General features: G+C 62.6%; 15 protein-coding genes. 9 read left to right on the top strand and 6 right to left on the bottom strand.

The window, feature by feature from the left end; translation table 11 throughout:
• Together EOL86_06520 and EOL86_06515 are read right to left on the bottom strand one after the other, a co-directional pair.
• Positions 1-794: peptidase M48 (locus tag EOL86_06520; GenBank protein NCD25228.1), on the bottom strand; the 794-nt coding region annotated here is incomplete at its 3' end.
• A 33-nt stretch (positions 795-827) separates the two neighbouring features.
• Complete coding sequence (locus EOL86_06515) at positions 828-1,256, bottom strand: acyl-CoA thioesterase (protein ID NCD25227.1); 429 nt, start codon at positions 1,254-1,256, stop codon at positions 828-830.
• A gap of 2 nt (positions 1,257-1,258) precedes the next feature.
• On the opposite strand from EOL86_06515, the gene EOL86_06510 reads away from it, so the two are divergent.
• The 8 genes from EOL86_06510 (at position 1,259) to EOL86_06475 (ending at position 10,441) form a co-directional block, all read left to right on the top strand.
• Positions 1,259-2,230, top strand: coding sequence for a class I SAM-dependent methyltransferase (locus EOL86_06510; protein NCD25226.1), 972 nt, complete (start codon positions 1,259-1,261; stop codon positions 2,228-2,230).
• 9 nt (positions 2,231-2,239) lie between these two features.
• Positions 2,240-2,923, top strand: a complete 684-nt coding sequence (locus EOL86_06505; GenBank protein NCD25225.1) for a Crp/Fnr family transcriptional regulator — start codon at positions 2,240-2,242, stop codon at positions 2,921-2,923.
• A gap of 185 nt (positions 2,924-3,108) precedes the next feature.
• Positions 3,109-4,263: a secretion protein HlyD gene (hlyD, locus tag EOL86_06500; GenBank protein ID NCD25224.1), complete on the top strand. Its 1,155-nt coding sequence runs from the start codon at positions 3,109-3,111 to the stop codon at positions 4,261-4,263.
• Between the two features lie 2 nt (positions 4,264-4,265).
• Positions 4,266-5,984: an ABC transporter ATP-binding protein gene (locus tag EOL86_06495; GenBank protein ID NCD25223.1), complete on the top strand. Its 1,719-nt coding sequence runs from the start codon at positions 4,266-4,268 to the stop codon at positions 5,982-5,984.
• Positions 5,981-7,108, top strand: coding sequence for an ABC transporter permease (locus EOL86_06490; protein NCD25222.1), 1,128 nt, complete (start codon positions 5,981-5,983; stop codon positions 7,106-7,108). The genes EOL86_06495 and EOL86_06490 overlap by 4 nt, the downstream gene beginning before the upstream one ends.
• A 2-nt stretch (positions 7,109-7,110) precedes the next feature.
• Complete coding sequence (locus EOL86_06485; protein ID NCD25221.1) at positions 7,111-8,223, top strand: ABC transporter permease; 1,113 nt, start codon at positions 7,111-7,113, stop codon at positions 8,221-8,223.
• A gap of 230 nt (positions 8,224-8,453) precedes the next feature.
• Entirely contained in the window at positions 8,454-9,356 is a 903-nt protein-coding gene (locus EOL86_06480) for a Tim44 domain-containing protein (GenBank protein ID NCD25220.1), read from the top strand.
• A 65-nt stretch (positions 9,357-9,421) separates the two neighbouring features.
• Positions 9,422-10,441: a TerC family protein gene (locus EOL86_06475; protein NCD25219.1), complete on the top strand. Its 1,020-nt coding sequence runs from the start codon at positions 9,422-9,424 to the stop codon at positions 10,439-10,441.
• 15 nt (positions 10,442-10,456) lie between these two features.
• Here EOL86_06475 and EOL86_06470 read toward each other — a convergent pair whose 3' ends face one another.
• Both EOL86_06470 and EOL86_06465 read right to left on the bottom strand, forming a co-directional pair.
• On the bottom strand, positions 10,457-11,212 hold the full coding sequence (locus EOL86_06470) for a DUF2238 domain-containing protein (protein ID NCD25218.1): 756 nt from the start codon (positions 11,210-11,212) through the stop codon (positions 10,457-10,459).
• A 142-nt stretch (positions 11,213-11,354) separates the two neighbouring features.
• A complete protein-coding gene (locus EOL86_06465; GenBank protein NCD25217.1) occupies positions 11,355-13,055 on the bottom strand; it encodes a hydroxylamine reductase in 1,701 nt (566 codons plus the stop codon).
• Between the two features lie 259 nt (positions 13,056-13,314).
• Between EOL86_06465 and EOL86_06460 the strand changes: the two genes are divergently transcribed.
• Positions 13,315-13,788: a bacteriohemerythrin gene (locus tag EOL86_06460; protein NCD25216.1), complete on the top strand. Its 474-nt coding sequence runs from the start codon at positions 13,315-13,317 to the stop codon at positions 13,786-13,788.
• Between the two features lie 466 nt (positions 13,789-14,254).
• Here the strand turns inward: EOL86_06460 and EOL86_06455 are convergent, their stop codons facing one another.
• Entirely contained in the window at positions 14,255-14,749 is a 495-nt protein-coding gene (locus EOL86_06455; protein ID NCD25215.1) for a transcriptional regulator, read from the bottom strand.
• Positions 14,750-14,904: 155 nt separating this feature from the next.
• Positions 14,905-15,180 carry a hypothetical protein gene (locus EOL86_06450; protein ID NCD25214.1) on the bottom strand — a complete coding sequence of 92 codons (276 nt, stop codon included), beginning with the start codon at positions 15,178-15,180 and terminating at the stop codon, positions 14,905-14,907.
• Positions 15,181-15,208: the final 28 nt, after the last annotated feature.

The following is a 15,208-nucleotide window of genomic DNA, read 5'->3' as shown; positions in this document are numbered from 1 at the left end:
GGCTCGGGGACGCCCCGGCCAGGAAAAAAAATCCGCTGCCATCCCCCGCGTTGCACCTGCTCCAGCTTGATCAGGGCCGAGGCCAGACCATCCGGATCATCCGTCAGGTGGACAGCGCTCAGATCCGCGTCGAATTCGCGGGTCCGCGACAAACCGAGCTGGGCCAGAAGACTGACCTGGGGCGCCACGGCCAGAAGCAATAGAGGCCACCAGTCCACCTCGCCGCCGGTCAGGACCTGGGGCAGGGAAAACAAAATCAGCAGCAAACCGGCGAAGCTCATGGCCGAGGTCAGGCGTGAAATAACGTCGGCCAGACTCATGACGAAAAGATCGCCATGCGCGATGTGCGCCACCTCGTGCGCCAAAACCCCGATCAGCTCCCTGGGCGTCAGGGTACGCAGCAAGCCCTCGGTCACGGCGACAACGCAGTCATCGCGATGTCCCACCGCGAAGGCATTGACCACGGAGCTGGGCACCCACCATGGGCTGGGCGTCCTGGACAATCCCGCGCGGGAGGCCAACACGGCCAGGACCTGATGCAGCCACGGCGCCCCCGAAACAGGCACCGGCCTGGCCGCGTACAGCCGCAGCACCCAACGCCCCGAAATCCGAGGCGAAAAAACCAGCAGTCCCACGCCCCAGAGCAGCACCAGCCACAGCCCGTCCACCCCCCACAGCAGCCAGCCCACGAATCCCGCGTAGGCGGTCATGAGTCCGAGAAGCAAAAACGTGTGCACCCGGTTCAAGCCACGGTGGGACGAAAACCGGCGGGGATCAATGGCGGTGGTGGGCATGACGTTCTCCGATGCGTCCTGGGACGGGGCGGCCTAGTCGCCACGCTTGGTAAAAAAACCGGGATTGTCGGCGATCCGCCGGGGCCGACCCTGGGCGTCCACGGCCACGTAGCGGAACACGCCCTCGGTCACCAGTTGGCGGTTGGCTTCAAAGGCACCGACTATCTGCCGCGCCCAGACCTCGAGCCTGATATCCATGGAGGAGTTGCCGACCCGGAGCAGTTCGGCATGCACGCAGATGGTGTCGCCCACGCGCACGGGCTTTTGAAAGACCATCTTCTCGACGCTGACGGTCACGACGCGGCCCTGGGCGATTTCCGCGGCCATGAGTCCGCCGGCCACGTCCATTTGTGCCAGGATCCAGCCGCCGAAAATATCGCCGCTGGGGTTGGTGTCCCTGGGCATGGCCAGGGTCCGAAGAACCAAATAACCCGAAGGTTGACGCTCGAATTCCAAGGACATGGATGCCTCCGTCCGGATTGGGTGGGCCAGGCGCGCGCGTGGCGCGATTTCAGGCTGATCATGTACGACAGGAACCGGGACTTGTCGAACCGCCAAAAGCCGAGCCAGATCTTTTCCGCCCCCAATGTCCGAACCGGACAAAGGCGGTGCGCGCGCCATCCGTGGGTGATGGGCTTTTTCGGGCTGGACCCATGTTCGGTCCAAAAGTAAGATCCCGGTTCACGCCATCCAGAAAGCCGTCCCAACCACTCAAACCACGGGAGCAATCCATGTCCATGTATTCCCAGTTCGCCGTCTGGTACGACCGTATTTTTCCATTCAGCCCCGGCGTGTACGCCTTTCTGACCCACCATCTGGGTGACATGGGCGGACCGGTCCTGGACCTGGGCTGTGGCACGGGCGACTACTGCGCCGCCTTCTCCCGCGACGGCGTCCAGGCCGTGGGCCTGGACCTGGATCCGGCCATGATCTCCCAGGCCCGGACCCGTGGCCCGGAAACCGAGTTCCACGTCCTGGACATGACCAAATTCCCAAGCCTGGGCGGGCCTTGGACCATGATCTACTCCATCGGCAACACGGCCGCCCATTTGCCCGCCGAACGTTTCTGGACCTGCGTCGAGCACGTCGCCGACCGTCTTGTCCCCGGCGGAACGTGGATCGTGCAAGTCATGAACTGGGATTTCGTGCTGAGCCTGCCCTCGTTCGTCTTTCCGCCCAAGGTCATGGATCAGGCCGTGTTTCACCGGACCTACGAGGACGTTTCTTCCGAAAGCCTGATCTTCAAAACCAGCCTGGACATCGACGGCCGCCATGCCTTCGCGGATCAGGTCCGCCTGCATCCCCTGCCTTCGGCGGTCATCGTCGCCGGACACGAAAAGCGCGGCTTCAAGCTGGTCGAACACGTGGCCGACTACGCCGGCAGCGCCTTTGATCCCGAAATTTTCTCCGCCAACATCTTCGTTTTCCGCAAATAAGGATCACTCATGGATTTCGCCGTGGCCATGGGCCAGAGCAAACTGTTCAAGGGGCTGCCCGAGCACGAGCTGCGCCAGCTGGAACGCATCAGCGAAGCCCGCCGCTACGACAAGGGCCAGGCCATTTTTCAGGAAGGCGCCGAGGGCGTCGGCTTTTTCGTGGTCGTGGAAGGCCAGGTCAAGGTGTTCAAGATGTCCTTCGATGGCCGGGAGCAGATCCTGCACATCCTCGGCCCCGGCGACCCCCTGGGCGAGGTCCCGGTCTTCGCCGGCCAGACCTTTCCGGCCAACGCCCAAGCCCTGACCGCGTCCAGCCTCTATTTCCTTCCGCGCCAAAAACTGATCGACCTCTACCGCGAGAGCCCGTCCCTGGCCATGAACATGCTGGCCGTGCTCTCGCGGCGGCTGCGGGAATTCACGGTGCTCATCGAAAATCTGTCCCTGAAGGAAATTCCCCAGCGCCTGGCCGTCTATCTCCTGCACCAACAGGCCCAAAAACCCGTTTCGGCCAGGGTCAAGCTCAGCGTGACCAAGGGCGTGCTCTCCAACATCCTGGGCACATCCCAGGAAACCCTGTCCCGCGTCCTGGGCAGGCTGTCCCAGGAAGGACTGATCGAGGTCCAGGGCAAGGAAATCATCCTCCTCGACCCGGACCGGTTGCGGGAACTGGCCGAGGGCGGAATGCGGCCGTAGCCTCGTCCGCGCATCGACGCGGATGGTCGCGCCGCATGCGCCCCGGTTTTTCACCGGCATGAAAAAACAATCGGGAGGCCAATGAATCCGCCCGCCGATTGCTAATCCCTTCGGCAAGGTCTATCAATCAGCATGGAGTTTTCATCCGGCCCTTGGGCCTGCAACCACCAACGGACGATACGCCCATGAAACGCATCCTCGTCTTCGTGCTCCTGCTGGCCGCCGCCGCTGGCGGCTGGCTGTGGTGGACAAACCAGGAAGCCCGACGCCGTTCGGCACCCCTGGAATTTCACGGCAATATCGACATTCGCGAAGTCCGGCTCGGCTTTCGGGTTTCCGGACGCGTACGGGAAGTGCTCAAGGAAGAAGGCGACCCGGTCCGGTCCGGGGAAATCGTGGCCCGACTGGACGACGAACCCTTCCGCAACGCCGTGGATCAGGCCAGGGCCCAGGTTGGCGCCCTGGAGGCGCGGCTGGAGGAACTCAAGAACGGCACCCGTCCCGAGGAAATCGACCGCGCCCGTAAAAATCTGGCCGCGACCGAGGCCGCCCGGGAAAACGCCCGGATTGTTTTCACCCGCCAGCAACGCCTGCTCGGACAAAGCGTCGTGGCCCAACAGGATTTCGACACCGCCCGGACCGCCCTCGACAGCGCCACGGCCCAGCGCGACGCGGCCAGGGCAGCCCTGGACCTGGCTCTGGCCGGCGCCCGCGACGAGCAGATCGCCCAGGCCAAGGCCAACCTGGAAGCGGCCCGCGCCGCCCTGGCCCAGGCCCAAACCCAACTAGGCGACACCGTGCTCGCGGCTCCGGAAGAAGGCGTGGTTCTGACCAGGGCCGTGGAACCAGGCAGCATCGTCCAGGCCGGGAGCATCGTTTTGACCGAAAGCCTGCTCGCCCCGGTCCGGGCCAGGGCCTACGCCCCGGAGCCGCGACTCGGCCTGATCCATCCTGGCCGCGAGGTGCTGGTTTTCACCGATTCCAGACCCGAGCCCTACCATGGGCGCATCGGCGACGTCTCGCCCAGGGCCGAATTCACACCCAAGACCGTGGAAACCACGGAACTGCGCACGGCCCTGGTTTACCGCTTCCGGGTCCTTATCCTCGACGCGGACCAGGGACTGCGCCAGGGCATGCCCATCACCGTGCGGCTGAACGGGTCCGACACCACGACCTCCCAGCCCGCGACCAGCCGCGCGCGTCCCGACCGATTCGGCCCCAAGACAGCCGAGGCCGCGGAACTTCCGGCCGGCATCCATCGCTATCCGGTCTTCCGGTCGGACGTGGTCCAGGCAGCGTTTCGGGGCCGTCCGGCCGCGTCGAACACCGCCGGGGAATAGACATGACCACGGCCGTCACCCTGTCTGGTCTGACCAAGATCTTCCCTGGCCTGAAAACTCCGGCCCTGGACGCGGTCGACGCGACCATCGGGGCCGGGGTCATCACCGGCGTCGCCGGTCCGGACGGTGCCGGAAAAACCACGCTCATGCGTCTCATGGCCGGCCTGCTGCGCGCCGATGACGGCTCCATCGCGGTCCTGGGTCTGGACCCGCTGACATCGACCCGCGCCTTGCGTCGGCGCGTGGGCTACATGCCCCAAAAATTCGGCCTGTACGAAGACCTCTCGGTCATCGAAAACCTGAACCTGCACGCCGACCTGCGCGGCGTCATTGGCCAGGAACGCGACGCCACCCTGGCCCGTCTGCTGGCCTTCACCGACTTGCACCAGTTCATGGACCGGCTGGCCGGTCGGCTTTCCGGCGGCATGAAGCAGAAACTTGGCCTGGCCTGCGCCCTGCTCGGACGGCCGGACCTGTTGCTTCTGGACGAACCCGGCGTGGGCGTGGATCCCATTTCCCGTCGCGAGCTGTGGAAAATGGTCCGCGAACTGGCCGGCCAGGGCATGGCCGTGGTCTGGAGCACCGCCTACCTGGACGAGGCCGAGGCGTGCGACGAGGTCCTCCTGCTCCATGACGGGCGTCTGCTCTTCGCCGGCCCGCCCCGAAATCTGACCGGGCGTCTGGCCGGGCGCTGTCTGCATCTGCGCGGCGTGACCGGACGGTTGCGCCAAGCCCTGGGACGGGTGCTGCGCCGACCCGAGGTCGCCGACGGGGTCATCCAAGGCCGCAACCTGCGGGTCGTGCTCAGGGACGGCGCCGCCCGCCCCGATCCGATCGATCTGGACCTGCCGGGACAACCACGCTGGAGCGAGGTCGCGCCCCGCTTCGAGGACGCCTTCATCGATTTGCTCGGCGGTGGTCCAGGCGGGGATTCGGTCCTGGCCCGGTCCATGCCCCAACGAAACGGCAATGGGACCGACCTGATCGTGGCCGAGGACCTGACCAAGATGTTCGGAGACTTCGCGGCCACGGACCGGGTCACCTTTTCCGTGCACGCCGGCGAAATCTTCGGGCTGCTCGGTCCCAATGGCGCGGGCAAATCGACCACGTTCAAAATGATGTGCGGCCTCCTGAAACCGACCTCGGGCCGGGCCGAGGTCATGGGCATCGACCTGCGGCGCAGCCCGGCCAAGGCCCGCCAACGCCTGGGCTACATGGCCCAAAAATTTTCCCTGTACGGCAAGCTGACCGTGCTCCAAAACCTGGAATTCTTCTCCGGCGTGTATGGCCTGGCCGGAACCCGACAGCGCCAGGCCGTGAATGAAATGATCGAATCCTTCCATCTCCAACCCTTTCTCGATGTCCCCACCGACGACCTGTCCCTGGGCTACAAGCAACGCATCGCCCTGGCCTGCGCGGCCATGCATGAGCCGGACATCCTGTTTCTGGATGAACCGACCTCCGGCGTGGACCCCATCACTCGACGCGAATTCTGGAACCACATCAACGGCGTGGTCGAAAAAGGCGTGACCGTCATGGTCACCACCCATTTCATGGACGAGGCCGAGTACTGCGACCGTATCGGTCTGGTCCACCAGGGCCGGCTCATCGCCCTGGCCCCGCCCGACGATCTCAAGGCCAGCGTCATTTCGGCCGACCTGCCCGATCCGACCATGGAGGACGCCTTCATCGAACTCATCAACCGCCGGGAGCGCGCATGACCACCGTATCGTGGCGCAGACTGCGCGCCTTGTGCGTCAAGGAAAGCCGCCAGATCCTGCGCGACCCGAGCAGCGGCGTGGTGGCCTTCGTGCTGCCCATGCTGCTCCTGGTCATCTTCGGCTATGGCATCAATCTGGACACGGATCTGCTCCGCCTGGGCCTGTGCGACGAGGACGGCGGCCGGGAAGCGACCCGGTTCGCGTCCCAGCTCACGGGATCACCCTACTTCGCCGTGACCGAAGGCAGCCGGCCAACCCTGGACCGCCTGCTCGAGGACGGTGTTATCCGGGGCTATGTTGTCGTGCCGGCCGATTTCTCGGCCCGCCTGAGCCAAGGCCAACTCCCGGCCCAGATCCAGGTCATCACCGACGGGACCGAGCCCAACACGGCCAATTTCGTGGCCGCCTACACAAAAAACGCCTGGCAGGAATGGCGGCAAACCCGAGCCCGCGACCTGGGCCGGTCCGTTCCGCGCGGAACGGACATGGAGGTGCGCCACTGGTTCAATCCCTCGGCCATCAGCCGCCACTATCTCATTCCCGGCTCCATCGTCATCATCATGACCGTCATCGGCGCCATGCTGACCTCGCTGGTGGTGGCCAGGGAGTGGGAACGCGGCACCATGGAGGCGCTCTTGGCCTCTCCCGTGACCCGCGCCGAGCTGCTCCTGTCCAAACTCCTGCCCTACTACAGCCTGGGCATGATCTCCATGGCCGTGGTCGTTTTTTCCTCCGTCTTCGTCATGGGCGTGCCCTTTCGCGGCTCCGTCGCCGCCCTGGGCCTGGTGACCACGGTCTTTCTGCTGAGCATGCTCGGCATTGGCCTGTTCATCTCCTCGGCCATGCGCAACCAGTTCGACAGCGCCCAAACCACGCTCAACGTGGCGTTTCTGCCAGCGGCCATGCTCTCGGGCGCGTTCTTCGTCATCTCGAGCATGCCCGCGCCCATCCGGGCCCTGACCTATCTGCTCCCGCCGCGCTACTTCGTCAGTTCCCTGCAAACCATTTTCCTGGCCGGTGACGTCTGGGCCATCATCATCCCGGACGTGGCCTTCCTGACCGGAACAAGCATCCTGTTCCTGGCCCTGACCGCCCTCAAGACCACCCACCGACTGGACGGCTGAACATGAACACAGTGCACCGCGTCGCGGCCCTGATCCGCAAGGAACTGCAAATGCTCCTGGCCGAGCCCCAAAGCCGGGTCCTGGTCATCATGCCGGTCCTGCTCCAGATCATTCTCTTTCCCCTGGCCGCGACCCTGGAGGTCAAGAACAACACCCTGGCCGTGCTCAACGAGGATGGCGGCCAGGCCTCCCTGGAATTGGAACAGCGCTTCGCCCAGGCCGCGGCCTTCACCCGGATTCTCCATCCAAGCGGGGCAGGTCAAATCGACGACATCCTCGATGCCCAGAAAGCCATCGCCGTGGTCCGCTTTCCCCCGGACTTCACCCAAGACCTGCTCCACGGTGAAACGGCGTCCATGCAGCTTCTGCTGGACGGCCGGCGCTCCAACAGCGGCCAAATAGCGGCCAGCTACATCCAGGATATCGCCATCGCCTATTTCAACGAACAGGCCGAAGCGGGCGGCGTCCGGATCGATTCGGAACTGATCGTCCGCCATCGCTACAACCCGAACCTGGACTACTCCTGGTTCATCCTGCCCTGCCTCATCGCCATCATCCTGACCATCAGCGCCCTCATCCTGACCGCCCTGTCCGTGGCCAGGGAGCGGGAACAGGGCACCTTCGACCAACTGCTGGTCTCGCCCCTGACCCTGGAGATGATCATGGTCGGCAAGGCCGCGGCCGTGCTCCTGGTGGGGCTGTTCCAGGCCAGCATCATCATCGCGGCCGCCGTCTTCGTGTACAAGGTACCCTTGTCCGGCTCCCTGGGCCTGATCTACGCCAGCGCCGTGCTCTATTTTTTCGCCCTGGTCGGAGTGGGCCTGTTCATCAGCGCCCTGTGCGCCACCCAGCAGCAAGCCTTTCTCGGCGCCTTTTCCTTCATGATGCCGGCCATTCTCCTGTCCGGCTACGCCTCGCCCGTGGAAAACATGCCCCAATGGCTCCAGGCCGCGACCTGGGTCAATCCCATCCGCCACTATATCGTCATCGTGAAAAGCATCTATCTCAAGGACGCGTCCCTGGGGTTCGTGCTCGAAAACAGTCTGCCCCTGGTGGTCATCGCCGTGGCCACCCTGGCCGTCGCCGTGCTCATCTTTCGCAAGAAATTCGGCTAACGGACGGATTGGAGCCGGCTCCGATGGGCATCTCCACCCTTGACGCGAACCGACCATGCCCTATACAAGGGGCGCTGAAGGGGAGTAGCTCCCAGAGGCACGGTCAACATCACTGGCGCAACGCGCTTGGCCCTGTCGTCGGAATACACCGATGAGCGAGACCTTCAGCATGATCAACCATGCTGGAGGTCTCGCTTTTTTAAGACCTCCAGCCAAGCCATGGAGGTTCCATGAAATCCATTTGTCTGTCCCGGTCCTCGGCCGCCGTCCTCAACCCCGGCCTGGCCTTCCTGCTTTTGCCCCTCATCGCCCTGACCCTGATGCTGTCCTGGCCCGATCTGGCCGACGCCAAACGCCTGGGCGGAGGCGGCTCCTTCGGCAGCAGGCCTTCCTACAGCGGCGGGTATTCCAAGCCCGTGGCTCCGTCCAAAAGCAGCCCTACCATGAACCAATCCACCGCCCGCCCCCAGTCCCGCTTCGGCGCCCTGGGCGGCATGTTCGGCGGCCTGCTCATGGGCGGCCTGCTCGGGTCCATGCTCTTTGGCGGCGGGTTTGGCGGGCCGGGCCTGCTCGACCTGCTTCTTCTGGGCGGCGGGGCCTTCCTGCTCTTCAAGTTCCTGCGCGCCCGCAAAGCGGCCACGAACCCGCCCTACGCCTATGCCGGACCAAGCGCCGAACCAGTCCGGCCGGCCAGTGGGAGCGGCGGCTGGGGCCAGCAGTTTTCGTCCCAGCCAGCACCCTCGGGCCCGGTCATGCCGACGGGCGTGGATGAGCAGGAATTCCTGGCCGGGGCCAAGGCCCTGTACACCCGCCTGCAAAATTCCTGGGATCGCCGCGACCTGGACGACATCCGGCAGTTCACCAGCCCCGAGGTTCTGGCCGAGATCAGCCGTCAGGCCAGTCAGGATCCCACGCCAGGCCGGACGGAAATCCTCATGGTCGAGGCCCGCGTCCTCGAAGCCCGCACCGTGGGCACGGAAAGCGTGATCAGCGTGCTCTTCGACGCCATGCTCCGCGAGGACGGCCCCACGGCCCAGGCCGAACAGATCCGGGAAGTCTGGCACATCCGCCGCGACGAAAGCGCCGCCAATCCGCAGTGGACCCTGGAAGGCATCCAGCAGCTGGCCATCTGACGCACCCGCCCCGCGCGGGCATCCCCCGCGCGGGCGCGCCCCATACAGCTTCCCCGGAGTAAAGCATGAACACCCTGCTCGTGTGGACCCTGTTTCATATTTTCATCCTGGCCCTACTCGCCTTCGATCTGGGCCTGCTCCAACGCGGCCCAAACGGCATGAGCGTACGCGGCGCCCTGTGGGCCAGTTTGGGCTATATCGTCCTGGCCCTGCTCTTTGGGGCCGGCGTCTTCTATTTCCGGGGCACTCAGGCCGGATATGAATTCCTGACCGGCTACTTCATCGAAAAAAGTCTGAGCGTGGACAATATCTTCGTCTTTCTGCTCATTTTCCTGCACTTTTCCGTGCCCAAGGCCAGCCAGCGCAAAGTCCTGCTCTGGGGCGTGCTCGGGGCCCTGGTCATGCGCGCCGTGCTCATCGGAGTCGGAGCCAGCGCCATCGCCACCTTTCACTGGCTGCTCTACGTGTTCGGCCTGATCCTCGTCGCCTCTGGCATCAAGATGCTCGTGACCATCAACCAGGAACCCGACATGTCCGGCAACCGCATCGTCCGCTTCATGCGCCGGAATTTCCGCGTGACCGAGGAATTCGAGGGCGACAAGTTCTGGGTCCGGCGCGACGGCCTGCTCTTCATGACCCCGCTGTTCATGGTCCTGGTCGTGGTCGAGACCTCGGACGTCATCTTCGCCCTGGACTCCATCCCGGCCATTCTGGCCATCAGCACGGACACCTTCATCGTCTATTCATCCAACGTCTTCGCCATTCTCGGGCTGCGCGCCCTGTACTTCGCCCTGGCCGGAGTCATCCACCGTTTCCATTATCTCAAATACGGGCTGTCCCTGGTCCTGATCCTGGTGGGCGTGAAGATGCTCGTGAACACCTTTTTCGATGGGAAAATCATCTCCACGGAAACGGCCCTGCTGGCCACGGCCGCCATTATCGGGGGCTCCATGCTCTATTCCGTGTACCGGACCCGGCAGGCCACGGCGGACGAGGCCCGTGCCGCGACCCACTGGTGGATTCCGGGCTCACCGGCCCGGACGGAAGACGGGGCGAGGCCGGAAGAGAACTCCGGCCCGCGCTAGGGAAGAATCAAAAAATCAGGGATTGACGGACCCGTCCCGGCTCTTTTCGTCCAGGAGCCGGGCGATTTCGTCCTCGCCCAAGGGCGCGGGATGCTTGATCTCCAGGCTGCGCGACCATTCACGGGCAAAATCTTTTTGCAGCCACATATTCAGGCCCAGGGTCACCAGCAGGGCCACCAGCGCTCCGACGCTGGCCAAAAGCATGTCCTTGTGCGCGTCCCAGACATCGCCCTGGGTACCCAGATAGGCCGCGCCAAGCTCGCCCCCGAAAAATTCGGCCGCCGCCCATTCGATGAGTTCATAGAGCATGGACGTGGACATGGTGAAATCCAGGGGCAGAAAATACCCCCAGAACCCTTCGGCGTCCGCGATCCGGAAATAAATCTCGCGGAGGGGATAGGCCAGGAGCAGGCCGTACAGGAAATGGACGATGCGGTCGAAATTGTTGCGCTCCCAACCCACCAGGGCGTTGAACGTCGAGCCGAAGGCCGCCGAAAACCACTGGTCGTAGGGAACCTCGGCGTAGGTGTAGTGCGAACCGATCTCGTGGATGCACAAAAAAATAAAGATAAGCGTGTAGGAAATGCGGGACAAGGGGAATTTCCTGGCCGTTGCCCACAGCGCCCCCAGAGCCACGACAACAAGGACGTTCTCCAACAGCCAATCCTTGCGGTCAAACGGGTCCATGGCCAGAGCCAGAAATTCCAGCGTGAAAAGGCAGGTCAGGACAAACAGATACCTTCCATGGGGAATGTTTCGAAACCAGTTCATGCGTTCTCCGTGCCGAGTGGATGAAAATTCGAAGGAATGTTGTCCGCCATACACAGGACAAGCGCGCGGAGCAACGCACGGCCCAAACGCAAAAAACCCCGAACCAAAAGGTTCGGGGTTTTTTGCGTTTCTGGAGGTTGTGTTAGCCGAGGATGGCCTTCAAATCCTCGTCCGGCGTGGTGATGGGCTTGATGTCGAAGTTCTCGACCAGCACGTTCAGCACGTTCGGCGTGATGAAGGCCGGCAGCGTGGGCCCGAGACGGATACCCTTGATGCCCAGATGAAGCAGGGTCAGCAGGATGGCCACGGCCTTTTGCTCGTACCAGGACAAGATCATGGACAGCGGCAGATCGTTGACACCGCACTCAAAGGCTCCGGCCAGGGCCACGGCGATCTGGATGGCCGAGTAGGCGTCGTTGCACTGGCCCACGTCCAAGAGGCGCGGAATCCCTCCGATATCGCCCAGCTTCTTGTCGAAGAAACGGAACTTGCCGCAGGCCAGGGTCAGAACCACGCAGTCGGTCGGGACCTTTTCCACGAATTCCGTGTAGTAATTGCGGCCGGGCTTGGCGCCATCGCAACCGGCCACCAGGAAGAAATGGCGGATGTCGCCGCTCTTGACGGCCGCGATGACCTTGTCGGCCACGCCCAGGACCGCGTTGCGGGCAAAGCCCGTCAAGACGCTCCCCTTGTCCTCGTCGGCGGCAAAGCCGGGCATGGACAGGGCTTTTTCGATGACCGGGGCGAAATTCTTGTCCGCCACGTGGGTCACGCCGGGCCAGCCCACCAAGCCAGTGGTGAAGATATTGCCCTTGTAGGATTCCACCGGCTTCTGGATGCAGTTGGTGGTCATCAGGATGGCACCGGGAAATTCGGTGAATTCCTTCTGCTGGTTCTGCCAGGCCGTGCCGTAATGGCCGTGGAAATGCGCGTGCTTCTTCAGCTCCGGATAGCCGTGGCAGGGCAGCATCTCGCCGTGGGTGTAGATATTGATGCCCTTGCCCGCGGTCTGCTCCAGGAGCATGGCCAGATCCTTGAGGTCATGGCCGGACACGAGGATGGCCTTGCCGGCCTTGGGTCCCAAGGGAACTTCGGTGGGAACCGGATGCCCGTAGGTCCCGGTGTTGGCCGCGTCCAAAAGCTCCATGGCCTTGAGATTGGCCTGACCGCACTCCAGGCACAGGCCGACCAGTTCATTCAAACCCAGGCTCTGATCCAGGGTGGCGGCCATGCCCTTGTGGACAAAGGCGTAGACCTCGTCGGATTCCTGGCCAAGGATGGCGGCATGATCGGCATAGGCTGCCACGCCGCGCAGACCGTAGGTCAGGATCTGGCGCAACGACTCCAAATCAGCGTTGGCATCGGGTTTGGGCGCGAAACCGACCTGCTCGCCCATGGGCACGAGCTGGCTCTTGCCGGCCGTGGCAAAGGGAATCTCGGGGTGTTGGGTGAAATCCACCTGGCCGCCGCCAAGGAGGGTCCGGGCCAGCTTGGTCAGCAAACCGGTATCGGGCTCCTCGCCAAACGTGACCTGACCACCGGCGGCCTTGACCTTGTCCTTGAGGCGGACTTTCAATTCGTCGCAGCGTTCGAGCATGGCGACAAAGCGATCCGGATCAAAATCGACGTTGGTCAGGCAGGAAAAAATAGCCTCGCAGGTGAAATGGTTGACCTCGCTATCGACGACGCCCACCTTGCGCCCGGCCTGGGCATACAGGGACAGGCCCTTGACGGAATGGGTCAGCAGATCCTGAAGCGCGGCCACTTCCGGACTCTTGCCACACACACCCACCTTGTCGCAGCCCTTGCCCTTTGCCGTCTGTTCGCACTGATTGCAAAACATGGTTGAACCTCCATGAGAGAGTTGTTGTTGTCGTGTGAATCCTCTCTAGGCAGGGCGCTCCGAAAGTTCTTTGACGTGGGTCAAAAAAGGGTCATGCCGAAATCGGCGTCGGACGATGTCGGACACGGCGGGTTGAACCCAGTGTTCCGGGCAAGGTCGCGTCCGGTCATTGACAAGCCCCACCCCCCTCTTTAGTCGCTAGCACATCCGTTGCTGATAACAGTCATCATTTTGCACAACCCAGCCACCGAGGGACACCATGGCAAAACTCGAATGGACGAAAAAATTCGATACGGGCATTGAAGTCATCGACAGCCAGCACAAGCGCATCATGAACTACATCAACCAGCTTGAAGACCTGCGGATCGTTCATCCCCTGCGCCCGGATCCGGAGGTTGGCCGCGTCATCGGCGAACTTGTTGACTACACCATGTCGCACTTCGCCTTTGAAGAATCATTGATGGACGAGGCCGGATATGAATTTCTGATCGCGCACAAAACCGTGCACACAAATTTCACGCTGCGCATCGATGAATTCCACGACAGATACAAAAACGGAGAAAATATCGCCCACGAACTGCATGCCCTTCTCGTCAGTTGGCTGGTGAACCACATCATCACCGATGACGCCAACTACGCGCCAACAGTCACACAATTCCTGGAAAAACGTGAAAAGGCCAAGAACAGCGGCTGGATTGCCACTAAGCTCCGGGGATTCTTCGGGGCCAAGTAGCGGCCAAACCAACGCCTGAATCCGCGTGTCGCGGGTGGAGTGACCAGAAGGCAAGACCTGGAAAAGGCATCTTTCTCAAAACGAAAAATATTGTTGGTACCCCCAATTTTTTGATTGGTCCGAAAGTCGAGTCCTGGAATTTCAGAACCAACAACAGGGTCCCAGTCCACGCCGGCGTGGAGACATCGTTGTCGCCGAAGCCATCCGCTTGAAAATCCAGGGCAATCAAGGCCGCGCGACAGCGGGAAACACCCGCCCGACGCGGCCTTGAAAGTGCTGGAATTTCAAGCCCGCCACAAAAACCAGGCGAAAAGAATACTTTCGCCCAGTCACATTCCCGAAACAACGCAAAGTCAGGCCCGACAATGCGGAGACCGGCCAAAAACATGCTCCGACGCGGGCCGGACTTCCATTTCCACGCATCCGCCGTGTCCATTGGGAACGCGGCAACCGCGCGGCCACGATTTCAACAGGTGGTCCCGGACAATTTGTCCTTGAGAAAACGCGCCATCTCCTTTGCTTCTTCCGCCGGCATGACGGTGACCTGCTTGGCCAGCGCTTCAACTTCCGCCTGTGGCAGGCCCGTCGCCTTTTCAACGGCATAGGTGTCGATTTCGCCGTCTTCGGGCAATCGGCCACAGCCACCGACAATGCCGATAAATTCGTCTTTACAGAAAACAGGCACGCAAATTTTGATCATGCCGGCGTCGCATTCTCCGATAACCACATCACGCGAGGCCTTGGCCTGGGCCGCCATGTTCTGATGGGCCACGGAACAGATCGCCGGGATGCCGGACGGACTGGCCTTGATGGCCGGGCACAGCGGGTTGGCAAAATTCTTGAAGCCAGTAAACGTCAGCCCGTCCGCCCCGTAGGCACAGGCATTCACCTTCCACCGTTGGTGGAGTTCCTGTTCCAAAGCCGCCCATTCCTCCTTGGTCAACAAATCCGTCATTTTCATAACATACCCCGAGGTTGATTGTTCACTCCTGACCAAAACGCGCCCAAAATCCGTTACCGGTTACAACCCGCGCGGGCCGGCGCGTTCACCCAAAAGACAAATATCCTATTGAAATCCGAAAAACCTGCCGCCGCGAGCCGAAATACCACGCGCCGCTATCCGTTTAATGCCGCCAGGGCCGCCCGACACACCGCCAACGCGGGGCTGGCATCCTCGGCGGAAAACACGCGCTCGCCTTGGCGAAATACGGCGCTCCAGCCCTGGGCCGTCGGATCTTTCGGATGCGCGTCGCGTAAACGGAAGGTAAACCCGCGATCCTCAAGCACTCCGGCGAGCCGCAAGGCGTCGTTGATGTGCTCAGCTGCCTTGGCCGGCATCAGGTCTCCCAAAATCGCGGTCAATTCCCTGGATAAAGATTCACGTTCCGGCATGCTTCATTCTCCTTGCGGTCAAAAAAAT

The sequence above is a fragment of the Deltaproteobacteria bacterium genome, from assembly GCA_009930495.1.
GTDB lineage: Bacteria > Desulfobacterota > Desulfovibrionia > Desulfovibrionales > Desulfomicrobiaceae > Desulfomicrobium.
This window is presented reverse-complemented; position numbering and strand designations above follow the sequence as displayed.

Coding starts and splice junctions, on each gene's coding strand:
- EOL86_06515 (NCD25227.1), bottom strand. CDS start 1,256: ATGTCCTTGGAATTCGAGCGTCAACCTTCGGGTTATTTGGTTCTTCGG.
- EOL86_06510 (NCD25226.1), top strand. CDS start 1,259: ATGCCTCCGTCCGGATTGGGTGGGCCAGGCGCGCGCGTGGCGCGATTT.
- EOL86_06505 (NCD25225.1), top strand. CDS start 2,240: ATGGATTTCGCCGTGGCCATGGGCCAGAGCAAACTGTTCAAGGGGCTG.
- hlyD (NCD25224.1), top strand. CDS start 3,109: ATGAAACGCATCCTCGTCTTCGTGCTCCTGCTGGCCGCCGCCGCTGGC.
- EOL86_06495 (NCD25223.1), top strand. CDS start 4,266: ATGACCACGGCCGTCACCCTGTCTGGTCTGACCAAGATCTTCCCTGGC.
- EOL86_06490 (NCD25222.1), top strand. CDS start 5,981: ATGACCACCGTATCGTGGCGCAGACTGCGCGCCTTGTGCGTCAAGGAA.
- EOL86_06485 (NCD25221.1), top strand. CDS start 7,111: ATGAACACAGTGCACCGCGTCGCGGCCCTGATCCGCAAGGAACTGCAA.
- EOL86_06480 (NCD25220.1), top strand. CDS start 8,454: ATGAAATCCATTTGTCTGTCCCGGTCCTCGGCCGCCGTCCTCAACCCC.
- EOL86_06475 (NCD25219.1), top strand. CDS start 9,422: ATGAACACCCTGCTCGTGTGGACCCTGTTTCATATTTTCATCCTGGCC.
- EOL86_06470 (NCD25218.1), bottom strand. CDS start 11,212: ATGAACTGGTTTCGAAACATTCCCCATGGAAGGTATCTGTTTGTCCTG.
- EOL86_06465 (NCD25217.1), bottom strand. CDS start 13,055: ATGTTTTGCAATCAGTGCGAACAGACGGCAAAGGGCAAGGGCTGCGAC.
- EOL86_06460 (NCD25216.1), top strand. CDS start 13,315: ATGGCAAAACTCGAATGGACGAAAAAATTCGATACGGGCATTGAAGTC.
- EOL86_06455 (NCD25215.1), bottom strand. CDS start 14,749: ATGAAAATGACGGATTTGTTGACCAAGGAGGAATGGGCGGCTTTGGAA.
- EOL86_06450 (NCD25214.1), bottom strand. CDS start 15,180: ATGCCGGAACGTGAATCTTTATCCAGGGAATTGACCGCGATTTTGGGA.